We start from the raw sequence: 19612 nt of genomic DNA, 5'->3' as shown, positions 1-19612 counted from the left end.
CAAGATTACGGAGTCGGACGCCGCAGCCGTGTGACGAACTTGTAGCGGTCGCCCCGATAGAGGGACTGCGCCCACTCGACCGGGTTGCCGTCGGCGTCGAAGGCGTGCCGGGTCAGCATCAGCATCGGCAGGCCGATGTCGACGCCGAGGACCTGCGAGTCGTAGGGCGTGGCCAGGACCGTCTCGATGATCTCCTCGGCGTCGGAGAGCCGCACGCTGTAGGCGTTGTGCAGCGTCTCGTACAGCGAGGGGTGGCCCTCCAGCTCGCGCCGCAGCCGTGGGAATCGCCGCGCCGAGAGGTGGGTGGTGTCGATCGACATCGGTTCGCCGTTGGCCAGGCGGAGGCGGTGGATGCGCAGCACCCGGCCGCCGGGGTTGATGGCCAGCCGCCGGCCGAGGGCCTCGTCGGCGGTGATGTAGGAGATGTCGAGGATCTTGGTGTCGGGTTCGAGGCCGACGGTCCGCAGGTCCTGGACGTACGAGGTGAGCTGGAGGACCTGGGCGACCTTGGGCTGGGCGACGAAGGTGCCCTTGCCCTGGATGCGGATCAGGCGGCCCTCGACGACGAGTTCGGTCAGCGCCTGGCGTACCGTCGTGCGCGAGGTCTCGAAGCGCACCGCGAGGGTGCGCTCGGGGGGCAGGGCACTCCCGGCGGGCAGGCTCTTGGTGAGCTCGAGCAGGCTACGTTTGACGTCGTAGTACTTCGGCACCCGGGGAGTGTCTTCGGTCACGCGGTCACCTTCGTTCCGGCCACGGCGGCGAGCGCGCGCCCGGTCACCGCGAGATCATCGGACCCCAGATTGGCCCGAGCGGTCAACCTTAGGCAAGACCGTCCGTCGGGGACCGAAGGCGGTCGGAAGCAGCCGACCTTCACACCGTGGTCCGCGCAGGTCGCGGCCGCGGCCAGGGCCCGGTGGGGGTCGCCCAGCACCACCGGCACCACGGCGGCGGCCGGCTCGGTGGTCTCGAACCCCAGTTCGCGGGCGGTCGAGGCCAGGGCGAGGGCGATTTCCCGGGCTCGTTTCGGCAGGTCAGGCTCCTCTTCGAGGATGCGCAGCGCGGCGAGGGCCGCTCCGGCGCTCGCGGGGGCGAGGCCGGTGTCGAAGATGAACGACCGGCCGGTGTCGACGAGGGTGTCGATCACCTCCGGCGCGCCCAGCACGGCGCCGCCCTGGGAGCCGAGCGACTTCGACAACGTGACGGTTCTCACAATGTGAGCATTCCCCGCAAGTCCGGCATTGTGAACCGCCCCGCGGCCGTATTCCCCGACGACGCCGAGCGCGTGGGCCTCGTCGACGACGAGGAGCGCTCCATTCCGTACGGCCGCCTCGGAGAGCGCCCCCAGCGGCGCGAGGTCGCCGTCGACGGAGAAGACCGCGTCGGTGACCACCACCGCGTTCTCCTCCTCGCGGCCGGCCAGCGCCTTCTCGACGGCGCCGACGTCGCCGTGGGGGGTCACCACCACACGCGCGCGGGCCAGCCGGCACGCGTCGACGATCGAGGCGTGGTTGCCCGCGTCGGAGACCACCAGCCCGCCCCGGCCGAGCGTCGCCACGGCCGCGAGGTTGGCGAGGTAGCCCGAGGAGAACACGAGCGACCTGGGGGAGCGGGTGAAGGCCGCCAGGGCCTCCTCCAGTTCGTGGTGGAGGCGGGTGCTCCCGGTGACCAGCCGGGAGCCGGTCGCGCCGGTGCCCCACTCGCGGGTCGCCGCCACGGCCGCCTCGGTCAACCGGGGATCGCGGCAGAGCCCCAGGTAGTCGTTGGAGGCCAGGTCGAGCAGCCCGTCGAAGTCGGGCGAACGCGGACGCAACACCCGGGTCAGCCCGGCGGCGGCGCGGCGCTCGGCGGCCTGGCGAAGTCGATCGATCGGCCCATGCATGGAGAGATGATGCCAGGTGCCGTGTCCCGATTGGCGTTCGGCCTGTGTCACGACGCATCATGCCTAGGTGCCGACTCTCAGCGACCTGGTGGCAAAGCACACCGATCTGTCCGCCGCAGACCTCGAATGGGTGCATTCGCTGGTCTCCGACTGGCAGTTGCTCGCCGACCTGTCCTTCGCCGACCTCATCCTGTGGATCCCCGCCGAAGAGGGCTGGATCGCGGTCGCCCAGATGCGCCCGACGACCGGCCCGACGGTCTACCACGACGACGTCGTCGGCTCCTTCATCGGGCGCAGCGAGCGGCCGCTGATCGAGACGGCCTGGCAGGAGCGGCGGATCTGCCGCGAGGGCGACCCCGACTGGTCGACCGGGGTGCCGGTCCGCGAGGAGACGATCCCGGTCCGCCGCGCCCTCGACGGGCCGCTCATCGGGGTCATCCAGCGCTCGACCAACCTGTCGTCGGCGCGCACGCCGTCGCGGCTGGAGCTGACCTATCTCCAGAGCGCCTCCGACCTGGCCCAGATGGTCGCCGAGGGCCGTTTCCCCTTCCACGGCGACGAGCCCATGCTGGTGCGGTCGCCGAGGGTGGGCGACGGGCTGCTGCGGCTCGACCGGGCCGGGCGGGTCACCTACGCCTCGCCCAACGCGCTGAGCGCCTACCGCCGTCTCGGGCTGCACGCCGACCTGGTCGGCTCGGAGCTCGGCAAGACCACGGCCGACCTCTGCTACCGCGACGAGCCGATCAACGAAGACCTGATGCTGGTCGCCAGCGGCAAGGTGCCGAGGGAGACCGAGGTCGAGCGCGGCGGCACGGTCGTCCAGCTGCGGGCCATCCCGCTGATCATCTCCGGGGGGCGCATCGGCGCCCTGGTGCTGGTGCGCGACGTGACCGAGCTGCGCCGCCGGGAGCGCGAGCTGCTGACCAAGGACGCCACGATCCGGGAGATCCACCACCGGGTGAAGAACAACCTGCAGACCGTGGCCGCGCTGCTGCGGCTCCAGTCGCGCCGCCTGCGGGTGCCCGAGGGGCGGGCCGCGCTCGACGAGGCGGTCAGAAGGGTCGGATCAATCGCGATCGTGCACGAGACCCTGGCGCAGATGCCCGAGGAACTGGTCGCCTTCGACGAGATCGCCGACCGGGTGATCCAGATGACGGCCGAGGTGTCGGTGGCCCAGGTCGCGCTGCGGCGGGCGGGCACGTTCGGCATCCTGCCGGCGGCGGTGGCCACGCCGATCGCGATGGTGCTCACCGAGCTGCTGCAGAACGCCGTGGAGCACGGGCTCGACGGGCGGCCGGGCAACGTCGAGGTGCGGGTGGAGCGCCATCCGGACACACTCCAGATGGTGATCGCCGACGAGGGTCAGGGGCTGCCGCCGGGATTCGACATCGAGACGAACAGCAATCTGGGCCTGCAGATCGTGCGGACCCTCGTGGTGGGAGAACTCTCCGGGCATCTGAACATGGCCACGCGAGAAGGCGGCGGCACGAAAGTCGTCCTCAGCATTCCGGTGAACGTTCCCACCAATGACATTCACCGGATTTGACCCGTGCGCAATATTCGCGCAATACGGGCGCGCTCTAATTCGGTTGTATGTGGTCAGACGTTGGCACGGGCGCGGGCCCGGGCGGTGCGGCGCTTGAGAGCGCGACGCTCGTCCTCACTGAGGCCGCCCCAGACGCCGGCGTCCTGCGCCGACTCCAGAGCCCACTTCAGGCACAGTTCGCTGACCGTGCACTGACGGCAGACCTGCTTGGCCTCTTCAATCTGCATCAACGCGGGCCCGGTGTTGCCGATCGGGAAGAACAGCTCGGGGTCCACGTCACGGCAGGCAGCGCGGTGGCGCCAGTCCATGCGTTCCACTCCTTCGTAAGTGGAGCCTGGGCGGCTCCTGCACCTTTGTGAACAGATTCACTAACTGACGCGAACGGCCGCCCGAAAAGTTGAGGGACGAGATTCGCGATGACGATCGCCGGGAACCTTGGCGTGAGCTGTGGCTCTCGAAAGGTCCTACGTTCCGACGTCGCGTTCAGCTTTTCAGCCACTCCTACAGCACACAAGAGGTTTGGGGGAAGGTTTTGCGGGTCCTAGCTGTCGGATGCGTCACACTATGACCGCTTGTAACTGTCTAGACCAGAACTTGTAACGCGTCCGGGATAGAGCGAAATGTCACCCTTTCCCGTTCTCCCAGGTAGTCGCCGTCAAGCTGAAGTGCGATGGGCCGCGCCGCCTCGATCGTGAAAACACTCTCGTCATGTGCTTGAACGAGGTGTTTACCCGTCGGCAATCCCTGAGGGTCGCCGACGATCTGCCGGAGCAGGTTCACCACGGCCGGCAGCCGCAGTTTCGTCATCGCCAGCAGATCGAGGCCGGTGTCGAATCCGGCCCACGGAGTCGGGTTGACCGGCCGGCTCCCGACGAACGTCCAGGGCGCGGTGTTCGACACGATCGCCAGGAAGATCCCCGGTACGTCGCGCTGCCCCGGCCGGGTCAGGGTCATCGCCGGATGCCGCCGGTCGGTCATGAGGTAGTGCCGCAGGGCCGTCTGCATGTACAGCGTCGGCGAAGCCCGGTAACCGGCGCTGCGCAGGCCTTCGACGGCCCTGATGACCTCGGCGTCCCAGCCGAGGTCGGCACAGAATGTGAAGTAGCGAGACTCGACCCCTGCCCCGGTGCCGGAATCGCTAACATCCCATTCGGCCAGCCCGAGGCTGATCGTCCGCGAGCGGCCCTCACGCAGCGCCTCGAGGACCGCGCCGGTCGCCTCGACCGGATTGTTCGGCAGGCCCAGCGCGCGCGCCAGCACGTTGGCGCTGCCGCCCGGAATGATGATCATCTTGGCCCGGTCGTCGACCGCCATCAGCCCGTTGGCGACCTCGTTGACCGTCCCGTCGCCCCCGAGGACGGCCACCGCGTCGAAGCCCTTCTCCTTGGCATGGGCGGCCAGCACCGACGCGTGACCCCGGTATCCGGTCTCGGCGACCTCCAGGTCGACCGCCGCCCCGAGCGCCCGCAGCAGGACGTCGAGCGTGCGCCGGTTGGTCGAGGTCGCCTTGGGGTTGACCAGCAGAAGTGCCCGCATGCCTGAAGGTTATGCGACGGGTAGTCTCACCAACTGTGCAGAACCGTCCGTTCACCCTCCTCGTCGCGGCGGGCGCCGTCGCGATCGAAGGACTGGCCGCCGTCGCGATCGGCAGCTGGGTCGCTTACGAGACCCTGCTCGGCGGGGCCGGCGACGTCATGAGCTCGCTCGTGCTGGCGGCGTTCGCGCTGGCCGTGGGCGCCGGCCTGGTCTGGGTCGCGTGGGGGATCCTCCAGCTGATGCGGTGGAGCCGGGGGCCCGCTGTGGTCACCCAGATCTTCGCCGGGCTGCTGGCGATCACGCTGATCCAGGCGGGGCAGCTCGCCTGGGGGGTGCCACTCATCGTGGCGGCCGTCGTGATTCTCGTCACTCTTCTCGCGCCGCCCTCGACCCACGCCCTCATGGGCGACGTCTAGCGGCCGGAAAAGGGGTCGGCCGGCGTCTCGCGACGCCGGCCGAAGTGGATCGTCAGTCTTCCGCCGTGAGGCCCTCGCGCAGCTGCGCGAGGGTGCGGGCCAGCAGACGCGACACGTGCATCTGCGAGATGCCCAGCTCGGTGGCGATCTGCGACTGGGTCATGTTGCCGAAGAACCGCAGCAGCAGGATGCGCTTCTCCCGCGGCGGCAGGCGCTCCAGCAGCGGCTTCAGCGACTCGCGGTATTCGACGCCCTCCAGCGACTCGTCGACGATGCCGAGTGAGTCGGAGACCGCCGGCGCGTCGTCGTCGCCCGAGTCGGGCGCGTCGAGCGAGACCGTCGAGTAGGCGTTGGCCGACTCGAGGCCCTCCAGCACCTCTTCCTCGGTCATCTGGAGATGGGCGGCCAGCTCGGCCACCGTGGGCGCCCGGCCCTCGCGCTGCGAGAGCTCGCTGATCGCCTTGGTGAGCGACAGCTTCAGCTCCTGCAGGCGGCGCGGCACGCGGACCGCCCAGCCCTTGTCGCGGAAGTGGCGCTTGATCTCGCCGACGATGGTCGGGGTGGCGTAGGTCGAGAACTCGACCCCCCGGGCCAGGTCGAACCGGTCGATCGACTTGATCAGGCCGATCGTGGCCACCTGGGTCAGGTCGTCGAGCCACTCGCCGCGGTTGCGGAACCGGCGGGCGAGGTATTCCACCAGCGGAAGGTGCAGCTCCACGAGCTCGTCGCGGATGCGCTGGCGGCGCGGGTCGTCGGCCGGCAGCTCAGCGAGCTCCCCGAAGAGGCTGCGCGCGCGCACCCGATCCGGGACTCCGGAGTCGCTGGTGGCCATGGCACGGGTCCTTTCCGTCACGCCGGCCTCGCCGCGCCTCGCCGCTTGCGCAGCACGATCGCCATGTGATCGGGGGAGGACACGGCATCGACGTCGTCGGCGAGCGCGGTGAGCACCATCCAGGCGAAGTCATCGCGTTTGGGCTCGGCGATCCCGACGGTGGTGACCTCGACCCGGATCGACATCTCCTGCCCGGTCAGCTCGAACTCCGCGATCAGGTCGGTGCCGGGGACGGCGTGGCGCAGCAACATCGCGCACGCCTCGTCGACGGCGATCCGCAGATCTTCCATCTCGTCGATGGTGAAGTCGAGCCGTGCCGCCAGACCTGCTGTCGCGGTCCGCAACACGGACAGATAGGCGCTGGCCGCCGGAAGCCGTACGCTCACGGCGTCGCGGATCCCGGCCAGATCCCCTGTGACATCAGTTGCGTCGGTCACGATCCTCCTTGCCCTGCCGGCCACATCTCGCGGGGCCGCATGTTTGCAACCTACCGCCACTCGACCGCGATTGCTCGGCTTGGACGCGCCGATGCCGGAAATGCGCGGACCCCGCACGGAAAGCTCCAAGAGATCGCGCGGGGTCCGGGGCGGAAAGGCTACGCGGCCTTCGTCTCCCAGAAGATCTTCGCGATCTCGTCGATCTTGCCCAGGAGGTCGTCGGCCTTGGCGACGTCGACGGTGCCCTTGGCGCCGGCGGCGCCGGCGAGCTTGGTGGCGTCCCAGAAGAGCTGGTGGAGCTGCGGGTGCGCCTCCAGGTGCGGGGGCTTGAAGTAGTCGGTCCAGAGCACCCACAGGTGGTGCTTGACCAGCTCGGCCCGCTCCTCCTTGATCGTGAGGGCGCGCGAGCGGAACACCGGGTCGTCGTTGTCGGCGTACTTCTGCATGATGGCCTTGACCGATTCGGCCTCGATACGCGCCTGGGCGGGGTCGTAGACACCGCACGGCAGGTCACAATGGGCCGATGCCACGTGCTTGGCAAGCATCGGGGTTCCTTTCGTCTGAGTGGCTGCGGTTCCGACATTACTGCTCCGAGGTGGATCATGTTCACCAGCGTCCGGGTGACCGGGGATTCCATGCTTCCGGCCCTGCGGCCGGGCGATTGCCTGGTGGTCCGCCGCAACGCGAAGATCCGTCCGGGAGACGTCGTGATCGCTCGGCTACCCGGGAACCTCATCGTCAAAAGGGTGTTCCGGTGGACCGACGAGGGCTGGTGGCTGGAGAGCGACAACCAGAGCGCGCCCGGCCGCCGGGACTCGTGGGACTTCGGCGCGATTCCCCAGGACCGGATCGTCGGGAAGGTGGTCGGCCGTTACTGGCCGTCACTCGCCTTGGGGCCGCGTTTCCTGGCCCGGTAGGCGGCCACGTTGGCCCGGCTGGCGCAGCGTTCCGAGCAGTAGCGGCGCGACCTGTTCGACGAGGTGTCGAGATAGGCGTTGCGGCACGGGGTGGCCTGGCAGAGGCCCAGCCGGTTGACCCCGAGGCCGGTGACCACGCTCGCCAGGCCCATCACCGACCCGACCGCGACGGTGTCGCCGACCCGGCCGCCCTCGGTCAGGTGCATGTGCCAGGGCTGGCCGTCGTGGCCGGCGATCTGGGGGTGGACGGGATGGCGCACCAGCAGCCCGTTGAGGCGCTGGACCACGTCTTCCTCGTTGCCTTCGGCGGCCGACTCGAACACCTCGGTCAGCTCGTCGCGCAGCTCGATGACGTGGTCGAGGTCGCGCCGGGTCGCCCGCCCGGCGGCCTCGGTCCGGCCGGTCTCGGCCAGCAGGCCGCGCAGCCCGTCGAGGGTCTTCAGATCGTCCCGGCGGTTGACGAGGAGGACGGCCAGTTCGGCATAGGAGGTCAAGTCCACGGGGAACCCTGTAATAGGTGACTCTGGACATTGAGTATTACACAGGGACGGAAAGTTCCAAAGAGATTGTCAGGGCATCAAAGGCGAATCGGCTGCGGAGTATCTGACCGCGAGGGCCGTCTCAGCATGTGGCACACTAGGGCAACGGGTGACCCCCGTGCCCGAGACGGCCGTCAACGACGACGGTTCCGGTGTCTATCCATGCCGCGGGCCCTCGTCTCGTAACGGTCTGTGTTGTGTCCGTCACCAGACATCAGGGGTCAGCGTAATGACTGCTTCCCTCGAAGCCCTCGACCTCGATCCGGCCTTCGCGCTGCACCGCGGCGGAAAGCTAGAGGTCAGAGCCACCATCCCGGTCCGAAACGCCGACGATCTGTCGCTCGCCTACACGCCCGGCGTGGCCCGCGTCTGCTCGGCCATCGCCGATTCGCCCGAGCTCGTCAACGAATACACGTGGGTCTCCAACGTGGTCGCCGTGGTCACCGACGGCACCGCCGTGCTGGGGCTCGGCGACATCGGCCCGGCCGGCGCGATGCCCGTCATGGAGGGCAAGTCGCTGCTGTTCAAGGAGTTCGGCGGGGTCGACTCGGTGCCGATCTGCCTCGACTGCACCGGCGTCGACGAGATCGTCGAGACCGTCGTGCGGCTCGCTCCCTCCTTCGGCGGCATCAACCTGGAGGACATCAGCGCCCCCCGGTGCTTCGAGATCGAAGACCGGCTGCGGGAGCTGCTGTCGATCCCGGTCTTCCACGACGACCAGCACGGCACCGCGATCGTCGCGACCGCCGCGCTCACCAACGCCGCCCGGGTCACCGGCCGCCGCCTCGGCGAGCTGCGGGTCGTGGTCGCGGGCGCCGGCGCGTCGGGAGTCGCGGTGACCCGCATGCTGCTCAACGCGGGCATCGGCGACATCGCGGTGTCCGACAGCAAGGGCCTCATCTTCGAGGGCCGGGCCGGCATGAACCCGTACAAGACCGCGCTCGCCCGCGACACGAACAAGGCCGGGCTGACCGGCTCGACCGAGTCGGCGCTCGCCGGGGCCGACGTGTTCATCGGGTTGTCCGGCTCGACGGTGTCGGAGCAGGCCATCGCCTCGATGTCGCAGGACGCCATCGTGTTCGCCCTGTCGAACCCGACGCCCGAGGTGCACCCCCAGGTGGCCGCCAGGCACGCCGCCGTGGTGGCGACCGGGCGGTCCGACTTCCCCAACCAGATCAACAACGTGCTGGCCTTCCCCGGGGTGTTCCGGGGCGCGCTCGACGTGCGGGCGACCACGATCACCGAGAACATGAAGATCGCCGCCGCCGAGGCGCTCGCCGGGGTCGTGGGCGACGACGTGCGGCCCGACAACATCATCCCCTCGCCGTTCGACGACCGGGTCGCCCCGGCCGTCACCCGCGCGGTGGCCGACCAGGCCCGCAAGGACGGCGTGGCCCGCCGGTAGGACGCCGAAAGGCCCGGCCTCCCCCGAGGCCGGGCCTTTCCGTTCGGCGTTACTTCTTGACGATGCTGCCCGACCAATTGCTGGCCGCGGCCTTGTAGACGTCGTACGTCTCGCCGTCGAAGTAGGGCGAGGTGATCTTGTCGATGCGGTCGTTGCCGTTGGAGTCGGCGAAGGCGCTCGTCACGCCGTTGACGTAGCCGAGGCGGCGGGCGTTGCTGTACTTCAGCAGCCACGGGCCGCCGTCGGCGCCCGGCGTCATCGAGCAGGTGATCGCGATCTGCTCCTCGATCTTGAGCCCGGCGTCGGTGACCTCACGGTTCGGCTTGCCGTAGCACCACTTCGGGGTGACCCCGGTGAACGCCTTGTTGCCGTCGGGGTGCCGGGCCGCCGGGTAGCCGAAGGCGTAGACCGCGCCGGCGCCGACCTTCTGGTTGTAGGCCAGGCCCTGGCCGCCGACGTTGTCGCCGAGGCGGCCGGCGTCCTTGACGGTGAGGATCCACCACTTGCCCTTGTCGCGCCACTTGACGCCGCCGTGGCCCTTGTACTGCTTCTCGGACACGGCCCGGTTGGCCTCGAACCTGACGCCGTTGTAGACCGTGACGAACGCGTAGTCGCGGTCGTAGTCCTCGTAGACGTCGAAGTCGTAGTGCGTGAAGCCCTGCTTGGCGACGTAGACACCCCAGGGGGCCTTGCCCTGGTAATAGCCCGGGACGAAGATCCACTGGTCGAGCATGTGGTCGTTGTCGTCGGTGTCGAAGACGCAGTGGCCCGCGGTGGCGACCAGGTTCTTGTACTTGGCCTGGATCGAGCTCGCCGAGCACCAGTAGGTCTTGCCGTTCTTGCGGAAGAAGACCTTGCCCAGCGTCTTGGGGATGTTGATGTTCTTGGACTTGCCCGCCTGGCCGCCGGGCCCGGTCGGGGAGACGGTGCCGGCCTTGCCGTCGGCCGAGGGACCGCCCTTGGAGGACAGCTTGGCCACCTTGGCGACCGTCTCGGCGTCGGGGCCCCACTGGGTGGCGGCCTTGAGCGCCTTGCTGTTGCTGCGGAACCAGAAGCCCGCGATGTTGTCGGCGTCTGCCACGGAGACCGTGGGTCCGTCGGCGGGCGAGGCGTTCGCCGGTAACGCCACCAGAACGGCGGATCCGGCGATGCCGGCGGTCACGAGACCCAGACGTGCGCGCTTGTCCACGTGAACCCTCCTTTTCCTCCCGTTGCGGATTGATCTCGCAGATGACTAACCGAGAGGCCGAAAACAAACGGGAGGAAAAGGAATGTGACCTAAGTCACACAGGAACTACTTAACTTCAGTGAGCCCGAGGGTGCCGTCCTTCTTGACGATCGAGCCCGACCACAGCGGGGCCGCGGTCTTGTAGACGGCGTAGGTCTCGCCGTCGAAGTAAGGCGAGGTGATCAGGTCGCTGCGGTTGTTGCCGTCGGTGTCGCCGCCGAGGCTGCTGACGCCGTTCAGGTAGCCCTTGCGGGCCGTGCTGCTGTACTTGATGATCCACGGGCCGCCCGAGGCGCCGCCGGTCATCGAGCAGCGCAGGGCCATGTGCTCCTCGGCCTTCACGCTCTTCTCGACCACGGGGTAGACCGGCTTGCCGTAGCACCACTTCATGGTCGAGCCGGTGTAGGTGTAGTCGCCGTCGGGGTGCGAGGCGGTCGGGTAGCCGAACACGAAGACGTTCTGGCCGACCTTCTGGTTGTACGCGAAGCCGAGCCCGCCGACGTTGTCGCCGAGGCGGCCGACGTCCTTCCACTTGTCCTCCGACCGCGTGATGCCGTTGTAGACGGTCACGAAGGCGAAGTCGCGGTCGATGTCCTCGTAGACGCTGAAGTCGTAGTGGGTGTAGGCCGTCTTGCCGACGTACACGCCCCAGGGAGCCTTGCCCTGGTAGTAGCCCGGGATGAACACCCAGCGGCCGACGACGGAGGCGTTGCTCTCCAGGTCGTAGGCGCAGTGCCCGGCGGTCGCCACGAGGTTCTTGTACGCCGACTGGATCGACGACGCCGAACACGAGAAGAGCGAGTCGCCGAGCGTGAAGAACACGCGGCCGGCGCTCTTGGGCAGGTTGACGTTCTTGGACGTCGTCGTGGGCTTGGCCTCGTCGCCGATGGCGGGCACCACGCCCGGCTTGCCGTCGGCGGCCGGGCCGCCGGTCGAGACGTGCTTGGGGACGCGGGCGTGCTCCAGGCCGTAGGGGGCGGCGGCCTTGAGGTTCTTGCCGCCGTCGGCGGTCCAGAACTCCAGGGTGTCGGCGGCCGCGGCGGGCGCCGCCATCTTGGCGGACTGGCCCACCTTGGGGCCCGCGTGCGCCGGGACCGCTAAGGAGGCGGCCACGAGGCCGGCCACGCCGACGGGAAGGAGGATGCGCTTCACAGGGGGTTCGCTCCTTGCGATTGGCGTGAGACGCCTCTTGCGTCCCATGCGCCAGAAAGGGATAGCCAGAAACTTACATGACTCTGGCAACTCTGCTAAAGAACACATAAAAAAGGAAAAAGCCCGGCTGGTTGCCGGGCTTTCACAGGTCAAGCGGATCGACTAGGCGATCGAGCCGGTCCACAGGTTCGCGGCGGCCTTGTAGACACCGTAGGTCTCACCGTCGAAGTACGACGAGAGCGAGGTGTCGATGCGCTTGTTGCCGTCGGAGTCGGAGACGCCGATGGTCACGCCGTTCAGGTAGCCGAGACGGCGGGTGTTCTTGTACTGCGCGAGCCACGCCGAGCCGAGCGAGCCCTGGCCGGTGAAGGACGACTTGACGCCCAGCAGCTCCTCGCCCTTGATGGCGGAAGCCTTGGCGGCGAAGGTCTTGCCGTAGCTCCACTTGAGGGTCTTGCCGGAGTAGGCCTGGTTGCCGTCCGGGTGCGAGCCGCTCGGGTAGCCGAAGACGTAGACCGACGAGCCGACCTTCTGGTTGTACGCGAAGCCCTGGCCGCCGACGTTGTCACCGAGGCGACCGGCGTCCTTGAACTTCCACACGAAGTACTTCGTGACGTCCTTGCCGTCGACCTTCTCGGTCTTCGTCCGGGTGAGGAAGCCGCCACCGTTCTTCTGGTACGCGTCGTACTCGGCCTTCGTGATCTCGGCGGGCGCACCCTGGCCGAGCGAGATGCCGTTGTAGACGTTGACGAACGCGTAGTTGCGGTCGCCGTCCTCGTACACGTCGAAGTCGTAGTGGGTGAAGGCCTGCTTGCCGACGTACACGCCCCACGGGGTCTTGCCCTGGTAGTAACCCGGGACGAAGACCCAGTAGTTCATGGTCGCCGAGTTGGTCTCGGTGTCGTACACGCAGCTGCCCGCCGTGGCGACCAGGTTGCGGTAGGCCGACTGGACCGAGGTGGCGGTGCACCAGCGCGGGTTGACGGCCACGACACGACCGGTCGCCGGGTCCTTCTTGACGCCGTCGGCGAAGAACACCTTGCCCGTGGTCTTGGGCAGGTTGATGTTCTTGGACGTGCTGGTCGTCTTCTTCTCGTCACCGATGGCGGGGACGATGCCCGGCTTGGTGTCGGCCGACGGACCGCCGGTCGAGACGTGCTTCGACGGAACCGTGGTCTCGACGTTGTACGGCTGCGCGTTGATCAGGTTCGCGGCGCCTTCCGTCAGCCAGAGGGCGGCGATGTTCTTGGCCGCGATGCCCGTCGTCGCCAGGGGGTCGGAGGCGACGTCGCCGGCGGCGTTGGCCGGCTGGGTGACGAGAGCGGAAGCCAGCAGACCGGCCGCCACACCACCGAGGGCGAGAGTGCGCTTCATAAGGGGGAACTCCTCTTGGTCTGTACGTGGGCCGCCTCTTGCGTCCCATGCGTCAGTAAAGGGGCAACCCGGAACTTACATGCCTGTTTGTCACACGCGGTAGCGGATCTAGGGCGTCCGAAACCGCTCAGGTTCCCGTGACATTTCCGTGACCTGTCAGACCCGAGGTCAGAGGTGGAGTCGGGTCGTTATCAACAGGTGATGATGTGATGTAAATCACATAAAGCCGATGGCACCGATTCGGGGGCCCGTGCGTCAAAGGGAACTTCGTTGGAACGGGCAAACGAAAAGGCCCGGCCGGAGCCGGGCCTTCCGCTGGACGACCACTACGCGATCGAACCGCTCCACAGGTTCGCCGCGGCCTTGTAGACGCCGTAGGCCTCGCCGTCGAAGTACGGCGACACCGAGGTGTCGTAGCGCTTGTTGCCGTCGGTGTCCGAGACGCCGATCGTGACGCCGTTCAGGTAGCCCAGACGGCGGGCGCTCTTGTACTGCGCGATCCACGACGAGCCCAGGGCGCCCTCACCGGTGAAGGAGGACTTGACGCCCAGGAGCTCCTCGGCCTTGATGGCCGAGGCCTTGGCCGCGAAGGTCTTGCCGTAGCTCCACTTCAGGGTCTTGCCGGTGAAGGCCTGGTTCCCGTCGGGGTGCTGGCCGCTCGGGTAGCCGAACACGTAGACGTTCTGGCCGACCTTCTGGTTGTAGGCGAAGCCCTGACCGCCGACGTTGTCGCCGAGGCGACCGGCGTCGATGAACTTCCAGACGTAGTACTTGCCCTTGTACCGGAAGTGGAACTTGTAGGTCTTGGCGACCGTCTCGGTCACCTCGGTCCAGGCGCCCAGGTCGGCGTCGGACTCGATCGCGGCGAAGCCGCCCGAGGGCAGCTTCAGGCCGTTGTACACGGTGACGAACGCGTAGTTGCGGTCGCCGTCCTCGTACACGTCGTAGTCGTAGTGCGTGAACGCCTGCTTGCCGACGTAGATGCCCCACGGGGTCTTGCCCTGGTAGTAACCCGGGACGAACACCCAGTTCTCGAGGGTGGCCTTGTTGGTCTCGGTGTTGTAGACACAGCTGCCGGCGGTGGCGACCAGGTTGCGGTAGTTCGACTGCACCGAGGTGGCCGAGCACCAGTGCGGGTTCACGGCGACCCAGCGGTGCGACTTGCGGTCCCAGTTGAAGCCGTCGGAGAAGAACACCTTGCCCGTGGTCTTGGGCAGGTTGACGTTCTTCGAGGTGCTGGTGGTCGGCTTCTCGTCACCGATGGCGGGGACGACGCCCGGCTTGGTGTCGGCCGCCGGGCCGCCGGTGGAGACGTGCTTGGAGACGACCTGGGTCTCCACGTCGTACGGGGTCGCGTTGACCAGGTTGGCGGCGTTCTCCGCCAGCCACAGGGCCGCGATGTTCTTGGCCGCGATGCCGGTCGAGGCCAGCGGGGTGCTGGCGACGTCGCCGGCGGCGTTGGCCGGCTGGGTGACGAGGGCGGAGGCCAGCAGGCCGGCCGCCACGCCACCGAGGGCGAGGGTGCGCTTCATGAGGGAACTCCTTGGTCTGTACGTGGGCCGCGTCCTGCGTCCCATACGTCAGGAAAGGGATGTTCCGGAGGTTACTCCCGCGATCTTCAGGGTCTGAAGTGGTGTTTGCGCACCTCAGAGGCCCGTGATGCTCGTGTTATCCGAGTGACTCACAGTCGACCCGTCGGTCAGGGCTCCGCCGGGGCGGAAAGCTCCACGCCCGCAGGGGTGCCGCGCTTGACGCTGATGGTTAACCGAAGGTGAAGAAGTCGGACATAGATCGTTTAATGTGACGTAAATCACATCCGATCAATGGAACCGAAAAGGCCCGGCCGCTGACGGCCGGGCCTTCACGTCGTGCGCTTAGGCGATCGAACCGGTCCACAGGTTCGCGGCGGCCTTGTAGACGCCGTAGGTCTCGCCGTCGAAGTACGGCGACACCGAGGTGTCGTAGCGCTTGTTCTTGTCGGTGTCGGAGACGCCGATGGTCACGCCGTTCAGGTAGCCCAGACGGCGGGTGTTCTTGTACTGCGAGATCCACGCCGAGCCCAGTGAACCCTCACCGGTGAACGACGACTTGACCCCGACCAGCTCCTCGGCCTTGATGGCCGACGCGCTGGCGGCGAAGGTCTTGCCGTAGGTCCACTTCAGGGTCTTGCCGGAGAAGGCGGCGTTGCCGTCCGGGTGCGAGCCGCTGGGGTAGCCGAAGACGTAGACCGACTGGCCGACCTTCTGGTTGTAGGCGATGCCCTGGCCGCCGACGTTGTCGCCGAGGCGACCGGCGTCCTTGAACTTCCAGATGTAGAAGTGCCACTTGTGGGCGGCGTCCTTCTCGGCGCCGGCCAGCAGCAGGCGGCCGCTGTTCTCCCAGTAGGTCCGGTACTCGGCCTCGGTGACCTCGACCTTGCTCACGGGAGCCGACTGGTCGGGGCCGTTCAGGGTGAGGCCGTTGTAGACGGTCACGAACGCGTAGTTGCGGTCGCCGTCCTCGTAGACGTCGTAGTCGTAGTGGGTGAAGGCCTGCTTGCCGACGTACACGCCCCACGGGGTCTTGCCCTGGTAGTAGCCCGGGACGAACACCCAGTAGTTCATGGTCGCCGAGTTGGTCTCCGTGTTGTAGACACAGCTACCCGCGGTGGCGACCAGGTTGCGGTAGTTCGACTGCACCGAGGTGGCGGTGCACCAGTGCGGGTTCTTCGCGACCCACTTCGGGTTCCAGAACGTGCCCTTGTTCTCGAAACCGTCGGCGAAGAAGACCTTGCCGGTGGTCTTGGGCAGGTTCACGTTCTTCGACGTGCTGGTGGTCGCCTTCTCGTCGCCGATCGCGGGGACGACACCCGGCTTGGTGTCGGCCGTCGGACCGCCGGTCGAGACGTGCTTGGAGGGGACCGTGGTCTCCACGTCGTACGGGGTGGCGGCGATCAGGTTGGCGGCGTTCTCCGCCAGCCAGAAGGCCGCGACGTTCTTGGCCTGGATGCCCGTCGAGGCCAGCGGGTCGCTGGCGACGTCGCCGGCCGCGGAAGCCGGCTGGGTGGTGACGAGGGCGGAGGCCAGCAGGCCGGCCGCCACACCGCCGAGGGCGAGGGTGCGCTTCATGAGGGAACTCCTTGGTCTGTACGCGGACGCGCCTGCGTCCATACGTCAGGAAAGGGATGTTCCGGAGGTTACTGACGGGATCTTTTGTGACTGCGGCGATCAAGAAACCGTTCGGAGAACGACAAAAGGCCCGGTCGTAAACGACCGGGCCTTCCGTCAGCTGGTGACCACTTACGCGATCGAGCCGCTCCACAGGTTCGCAGCAGCCTTGTAGACGCCGAAGGTCTCACCGTCGAAGTACGGGGAAACCGAGGTGTCGTAACGGTTGTTCTTGTCGGTGTCGGAGACGCCGATGGTCACACCGTTCAGGTAGCCGAGGCGACGAGCGCTCTTGTACTGCGAGATCCAGGCGGAGCCCAGCGAGCCCTCACCGGTGAAGGAGGACTTCACGCCGATGATCTCCTCGGCCTTGATGTCCGACGCCTTGGCGGCGAACGTCTTGCCGTAGGTCCACTTGAGGGTGTGACCGGAGTAAGCGTGGTTCCCGTCCGGGTGCGAGCCGCTCGGGTAGCCGAACACGTAGACGTTCTGGCCGACCTTCTGGTTGTAGGCGAGGCCCTGGCCCCCGACGTTGTCACCGAGGCGACCGGCGTCGTTCCACTTCCAGATGTACCACTTCTTGGCCTCGGAGTCGTAGAACTTGATGTCGTACTGCTTCGCGAGCTCGTACGACACCTCGACCAGACCGCCGAGGTCCTTCAGCGTCTTGACGTCCTTGAGGCCGCCGTGGGGCAGCTTCAGGCCGTTGTACACGGTGACGAACGCGTAGTTGCGGTCGCCGTCCTCGTACACGTCGAAGTCGTAGTGGGTGAAGGCCTGCTTGCCGACGTAGATGCCCCACGGGGTCTTGCCCTGGTAGTAACCGGGGATGAAGACCCACTTGTCCAGGGTCGCCTTGTTGTTCACCGTGTCGTAGACGCAGTGACCGGCGGTCGCGACGAGGTTCTTGTACGCGGCCTGGACCGAGGTGGCGGTGCACCAGTGCGACTTGCCGTCAGCGCCGCGGAAGAACACCTTGCCCGTGGTCTTGGGCAGGTTGACGTTCTTCGAGGTGCTGGTGGTCTTCTTCTCGTCACCGATCGCGGGGACGATGCCCGGCTTGGTGTCGGCGGTGGGGCCGCCGGTCGAGACGTGCTTCCCGACGACCTGGGTCTCCACGTCGTAGGGGGTCGCGCCCTTCAGCTGGGCCATGTTCTCGGCCCACCAGAAGCCCGCGATGTTCTTGGCCGCGATGCCGGTGTTGGCCAGCGGGGTGCTGACGACGTCACCGGCGGCGGAAGCCGGCTGGGTGACGAGAGCGGAGGCCAGCAGGCCGGCCGCAATGCCACCGAGGGCGAGAGTGCGCTTCATGGGGGAACTCCTTGGTCTGTACGTGGGCCGCGTCCTGCGTCCCATGCGTCAGGAAAGGGATGAGTGGACCTTACAGCCGATCTTGGGTGGGTCCGCAGCGATACCTGAGGTCTCTGAGGGCGCTTGAGGCGTCGCGATCTCTTCGTGACATACCTGACGGCATGTTGACAGAGCTGTCAGGAGTGCCTTTGGGATGGAAGCGCAGCTTGCGAGGCGTCTGACAGGTTTCTGTGGGCGCGGTAAGAAACCACAAGAATCTGTGAAGATTCTGGGAATGTGATGTAAATCACTTGTGATCAATGGAACCGAATGGAGAGTTAACCCAACCTTTGCTGGAACGCGCAAAAACGACAAAAGACCCGATCGTAACGATCGGGTCTTTCGTCGAACAGGCGACCGCTTAGGCGATCGAGCCGCTCCACAGGTTCGCAGCAGCCTTGTAGACGCCGAAGGTCTCACCGTCGAAGTACGGCGACACCGAGGTGTCGATACGGTTGTTCTTGTCGGTGTCGGAGACGCCGATCGTCACACCGTTCAGGTAGCCAAGGCGACGAGCGCTCTTGTACTGCGACAGCCACGCGGAGCCCAGCGAGCCCTCACCGGTGAAGGAGGACTTGATGCCGATGATCTCCTCGGCCTTGATGTCCGAAGCCTTCGCCGCGAAGGTCTTGCCGTAGCTCCACTTGAGCGTGTGGCCGGAGTAGGCGTGGTTGCCGTCCGGGTGCTTGCCGCTCGGGTAGCCGAAGACGTAGACCGACTGGCCGATCTTCTGGTTGTACGCGAGGCCCTGGCCACCGACGTTGTCGCCGAGACGGCCAGCGTCCACGAACTTCCAGATGAAGTAGTGCTTCTTGCCGTTGCGGCCGTTGACGACCGCGGTGTCACCGATGAAGGTGTCGAAGCCGAAGTACTGCTTGTACACCTCGTAGCTGACCTCGACCCAGCCGCCGAGGTCGTTCCACCCGTCGCCGCCGCTCTTGTCGTACCACTTCGGCGTCTTCGGGGCGGGACCGCCGAAGGCGGGGCCGTCGTGCGGGGCCTTCAGGCCGTTGTACACGGTGACGAACGCGTAGTTGCGGTCGCCGTCCTCGTACACGTCGAAGTCGTAGTGGGTGAAGGCCTGCTTACCCACGTAGATGCCCCACGGGGTCTTCGCCTGGTAGTAACCGGGGACGAACACCCAGTTCTTCAGCGTGGCGGCGTTGGACACGACGTCGTAGACGCAGTGGCCGGCGGTCGCGACAAGGTTCTTGTACGCGGCCTGAACGGAGGTGGCGGTGCACCAGTGCGGCGCGCCGTCGGAGCCGGTGAAGAACACCTTGCCCGTGGTCTTGGGCAGGTTGACGTTCTTCGAGGTGCTGGTGACCTTCTTCTCGTCACCGATCGCGGGAACGATCCCGGGCTTGGTGTCGGCGGTCGGGCCACCGGTCGAGACGTGCTTCCCGACGACCTGGGTCTCCACGTCGTAGGGGGTTGCGCCCACGAGGTTGGCAGCCTTGTTGGCGGCCCAGTAGGCGACGATGTTCTGCGCCGCGATGCCGGTGGAGGCCAGCGGGGTGCTGGCGACGTCACCGGCGGCGGATGCCGGCTGGGTGACGAGGGCGGAGGCCAGCAGGCCCGCCGCCACGCCACCGAGGGCGAGAGTGCGCTTCATGGGGGAACTCCTTGGTCTGTACGTGGGCCGCGCTTGCGTCCCATGCGTCAGGAAAGGGATGGCTGGACCCTACAGCGGCGATCTTCTGTGGTTGAAGCGCTATCTGAGGTTCGTGTGTGACTCGGAGTGACGGATGCGTGTCCGTTATCTGAGTCACTGCGTGTTGACAGACGTGTCAATGACACGCAAGAGACGGAAGCGCAGCTCTGGTGCCCTGGGTATGTGACAGGCGAGCGGCGT

Annotated in this window: 19 protein-coding genes; 4 read left to right on the top strand and 15 right to left on the bottom strand. The window is 67.1% G+C overall.

The window, feature by feature from the left end; all coding sequences use genetic code 11:
• Positions 1-5: 5 nt before the first annotated feature.
• Both AW274_RS23040 and AW274_RS23035 read right to left on the bottom strand, forming a co-directional pair.
• Complete coding sequence (locus tag AW274_RS23040) at positions 6-731, bottom strand: GntR family transcriptional regulator (protein ID WP_030456446.1); 726 nt, start codon at positions 729-731, stop codon at positions 6-8.
• A complete protein-coding gene (locus AW274_RS23035) occupies positions 728-1879 on the bottom strand; it encodes an 8-amino-7-oxononanoate synthase (RefSeq protein ID WP_062436101.1) in 1152 nt (383 codons plus the stop codon). Before AW274_RS23035 ends, AW274_RS23040 begins: the two co-directional genes overlap by 4 nt.
• 67 nt (positions 1880-1946) lie before the next feature.
• On the opposite strand from AW274_RS23035, the gene AW274_RS23030 reads away from it, so the two are divergent.
• Positions 1947-3425: a PAS domain-containing sensor histidine kinase gene (locus tag AW274_RS23030; protein WP_062436099.1), complete on the top strand. Its 1479-nt coding sequence runs from the start codon at positions 1947-1949 to the stop codon at positions 3423-3425.
• Positions 3426-3478: 53 nt separating this feature from the next.
• Here the strand turns inward: AW274_RS23030 and AW274_RS23025 are convergent, their stop codons facing one another.
• Positions 3479-3733, bottom strand: coding sequence for a WhiB family transcriptional regulator (locus tag AW274_RS23025; protein ID WP_030456449.1), 255 nt, complete (start codon positions 3731-3733; stop codon positions 3479-3481).
• A 274-nt stretch (positions 3734-4007) separates the two neighbouring features.
• Positions 4008-4961: a diacylglycerol/lipid kinase family protein gene (locus tag AW274_RS23020; RefSeq protein WP_062436097.1), complete on the bottom strand. Its 954-nt coding sequence runs from the start codon at positions 4959-4961 to the stop codon at positions 4008-4010.
• A 35-nt stretch (positions 4962-4996) separates the two neighbouring features.
• Here AW274_RS23020 and AW274_RS23015 point away from each other — a divergent pair, with 35 nt between their 5' ends.
• Positions 4997-5377 (top strand): hypothetical protein, encoded by a 381-nt coding sequence (locus AW274_RS23015; RefSeq protein WP_232320256.1) that lies wholly within the window; start codon positions 4997-4999, stop codon positions 5375-5377.
• 52 nt (positions 5378-5429) lie between these two features.
• On the opposite strand, the gene AW274_RS23010 is transcribed toward AW274_RS23015, so the two are convergent.
• The 3 genes from AW274_RS23010 to sodN form a co-directional block, all read right to left on the bottom strand.
• Positions 5430-6209 (bottom strand): RNA polymerase sigma factor SigF, encoded by a 780-nt coding sequence (locus AW274_RS23010; RefSeq protein ID WP_083974670.1) that lies wholly within the window; start codon positions 6207-6209, stop codon positions 5430-5432.
• A 17-nt stretch (positions 6210-6226) separates the two neighbouring features.
• Positions 6227-6646, bottom strand: a complete 420-nt coding sequence (locus AW274_RS23005; protein WP_030456453.1) for an ATP-binding protein — start codon at positions 6644-6646, stop codon at positions 6227-6229.
• 158 nt (positions 6647-6804) lie between these two features.
• Positions 6805-7191, bottom strand: a complete 387-nt coding sequence (sodN, locus tag AW274_RS23000) for a superoxide dismutase, Ni (protein ID WP_030456454.1) — start codon at positions 7189-7191, stop codon at positions 6805-6807.
• 57 nt (positions 7192-7248) lie between these two features.
• Here sodN and AW274_RS22995 point away from each other — a divergent pair, with 57 nt between their 5' ends.
• Positions 7249-7563, top strand: coding sequence for a S24 family peptidase (locus AW274_RS22995; protein ID WP_062436092.1), 315 nt, complete (start codon positions 7249-7251; stop codon positions 7561-7563).
• On the opposite strand, the gene AW274_RS22990 is transcribed toward AW274_RS22995, so the two are convergent.
• Positions 7518-8063 (bottom strand): CGNR zinc finger domain-containing protein, encoded by a 546-nt coding sequence (locus AW274_RS22990; protein WP_062436091.1) that lies wholly within the window; start codon positions 8061-8063, stop codon positions 7518-7520. The genes AW274_RS22995 and AW274_RS22990 overlap by 46 nt on opposite strands.
• A 268-nt stretch (positions 8064-8331) precedes the next feature.
• On the opposite strand from AW274_RS22990, the gene AW274_RS22985 reads away from it, so the two are divergent.
• Positions 8332-9507 (top strand): NAD(P)-dependent malic enzyme, encoded by a 1176-nt coding sequence (locus AW274_RS22985; protein ID WP_062436090.1) that lies wholly within the window; start codon positions 8332-8334, stop codon positions 9505-9507.
• Between the two features lie 49 nt (positions 9508-9556).
• On the opposite strand, the gene AW274_RS22980 is transcribed toward AW274_RS22985, so the two are convergent.
• From AW274_RS22980 to AW274_RS41435, 7 genes are all read right to left on the bottom strand, one after another.
• Positions 9557-10696, bottom strand: a complete 1140-nt coding sequence (locus AW274_RS22980) for a trypsin-like serine peptidase (protein WP_062436087.1) — start codon at positions 10694-10696, stop codon at positions 9557-9559.
• 105 nt (positions 10697-10801) lie between these two features.
• Complete coding sequence (locus AW274_RS22975; RefSeq protein ID WP_062436084.1) at positions 10802-11887, bottom strand: trypsin-like serine peptidase; 1086 nt, start codon at positions 11885-11887, stop codon at positions 10802-10804.
• A 162-nt stretch (positions 11888-12049) separates the two neighbouring features.
• A complete protein-coding gene (locus AW274_RS22970) occupies positions 12050-13261 on the bottom strand; it encodes a trypsin-like serine peptidase (protein WP_062436082.1) in 1212 nt (403 codons plus the stop codon).
• A 326-nt stretch (positions 13262-13587) separates the two neighbouring features.
• Positions 13588-14793, bottom strand: coding sequence for a trypsin-like serine peptidase (locus tag AW274_RS22965; protein ID WP_062436080.1), 1206 nt, complete (start codon positions 14791-14793; stop codon positions 13588-13590).
• A 342-nt stretch (positions 14794-15135) separates the two neighbouring features.
• The gene (locus tag AW274_RS22960) at positions 15136-16368 is read right to left on the bottom strand and encodes a trypsin-like serine peptidase (RefSeq protein ID WP_062436078.1); all 1233 of its coding nucleotides are present in this window, start codon (positions 16366-16368) and stop codon (positions 15136-15138) included.
• Positions 16369-16539: 171 nt separating this feature from the next.
• Positions 16540-17718 carry a trypsin-like serine peptidase gene (locus AW274_RS22955; RefSeq protein WP_062436076.1) on the bottom strand — a complete coding sequence of 393 codons (1179 nt, stop codon included), beginning with the start codon at positions 17716-17718 and terminating at the stop codon, positions 16540-16542.
• A 400-nt stretch (positions 17719-18118) separates the two neighbouring features.
• The gene (locus tag AW274_RS41435; RefSeq protein WP_062436074.1) at positions 18119-19372 is read right to left on the bottom strand and encodes a trypsin-like serine peptidase; all 1254 of its coding nucleotides are present in this window, start codon (positions 19370-19372) and stop codon (positions 18119-18121) included.
• Positions 19373-19612 lie beyond the last annotated feature (240 nt).

Origin of the sequence: Herbidospora daliensis, assembly GCF_001570585.1 — a bacterium.
GTDB classification, from domain to species: domain Bacteria; phylum Actinomycetota; class Actinomycetes; order Streptosporangiales; family Streptosporangiaceae; genus Herbidospora; species Herbidospora daliensis.
The sequence above is the reverse complement of the archived record's forward strand: the minus strand, read 5'-3'. Positions and strand labels throughout refer to the sequence as shown.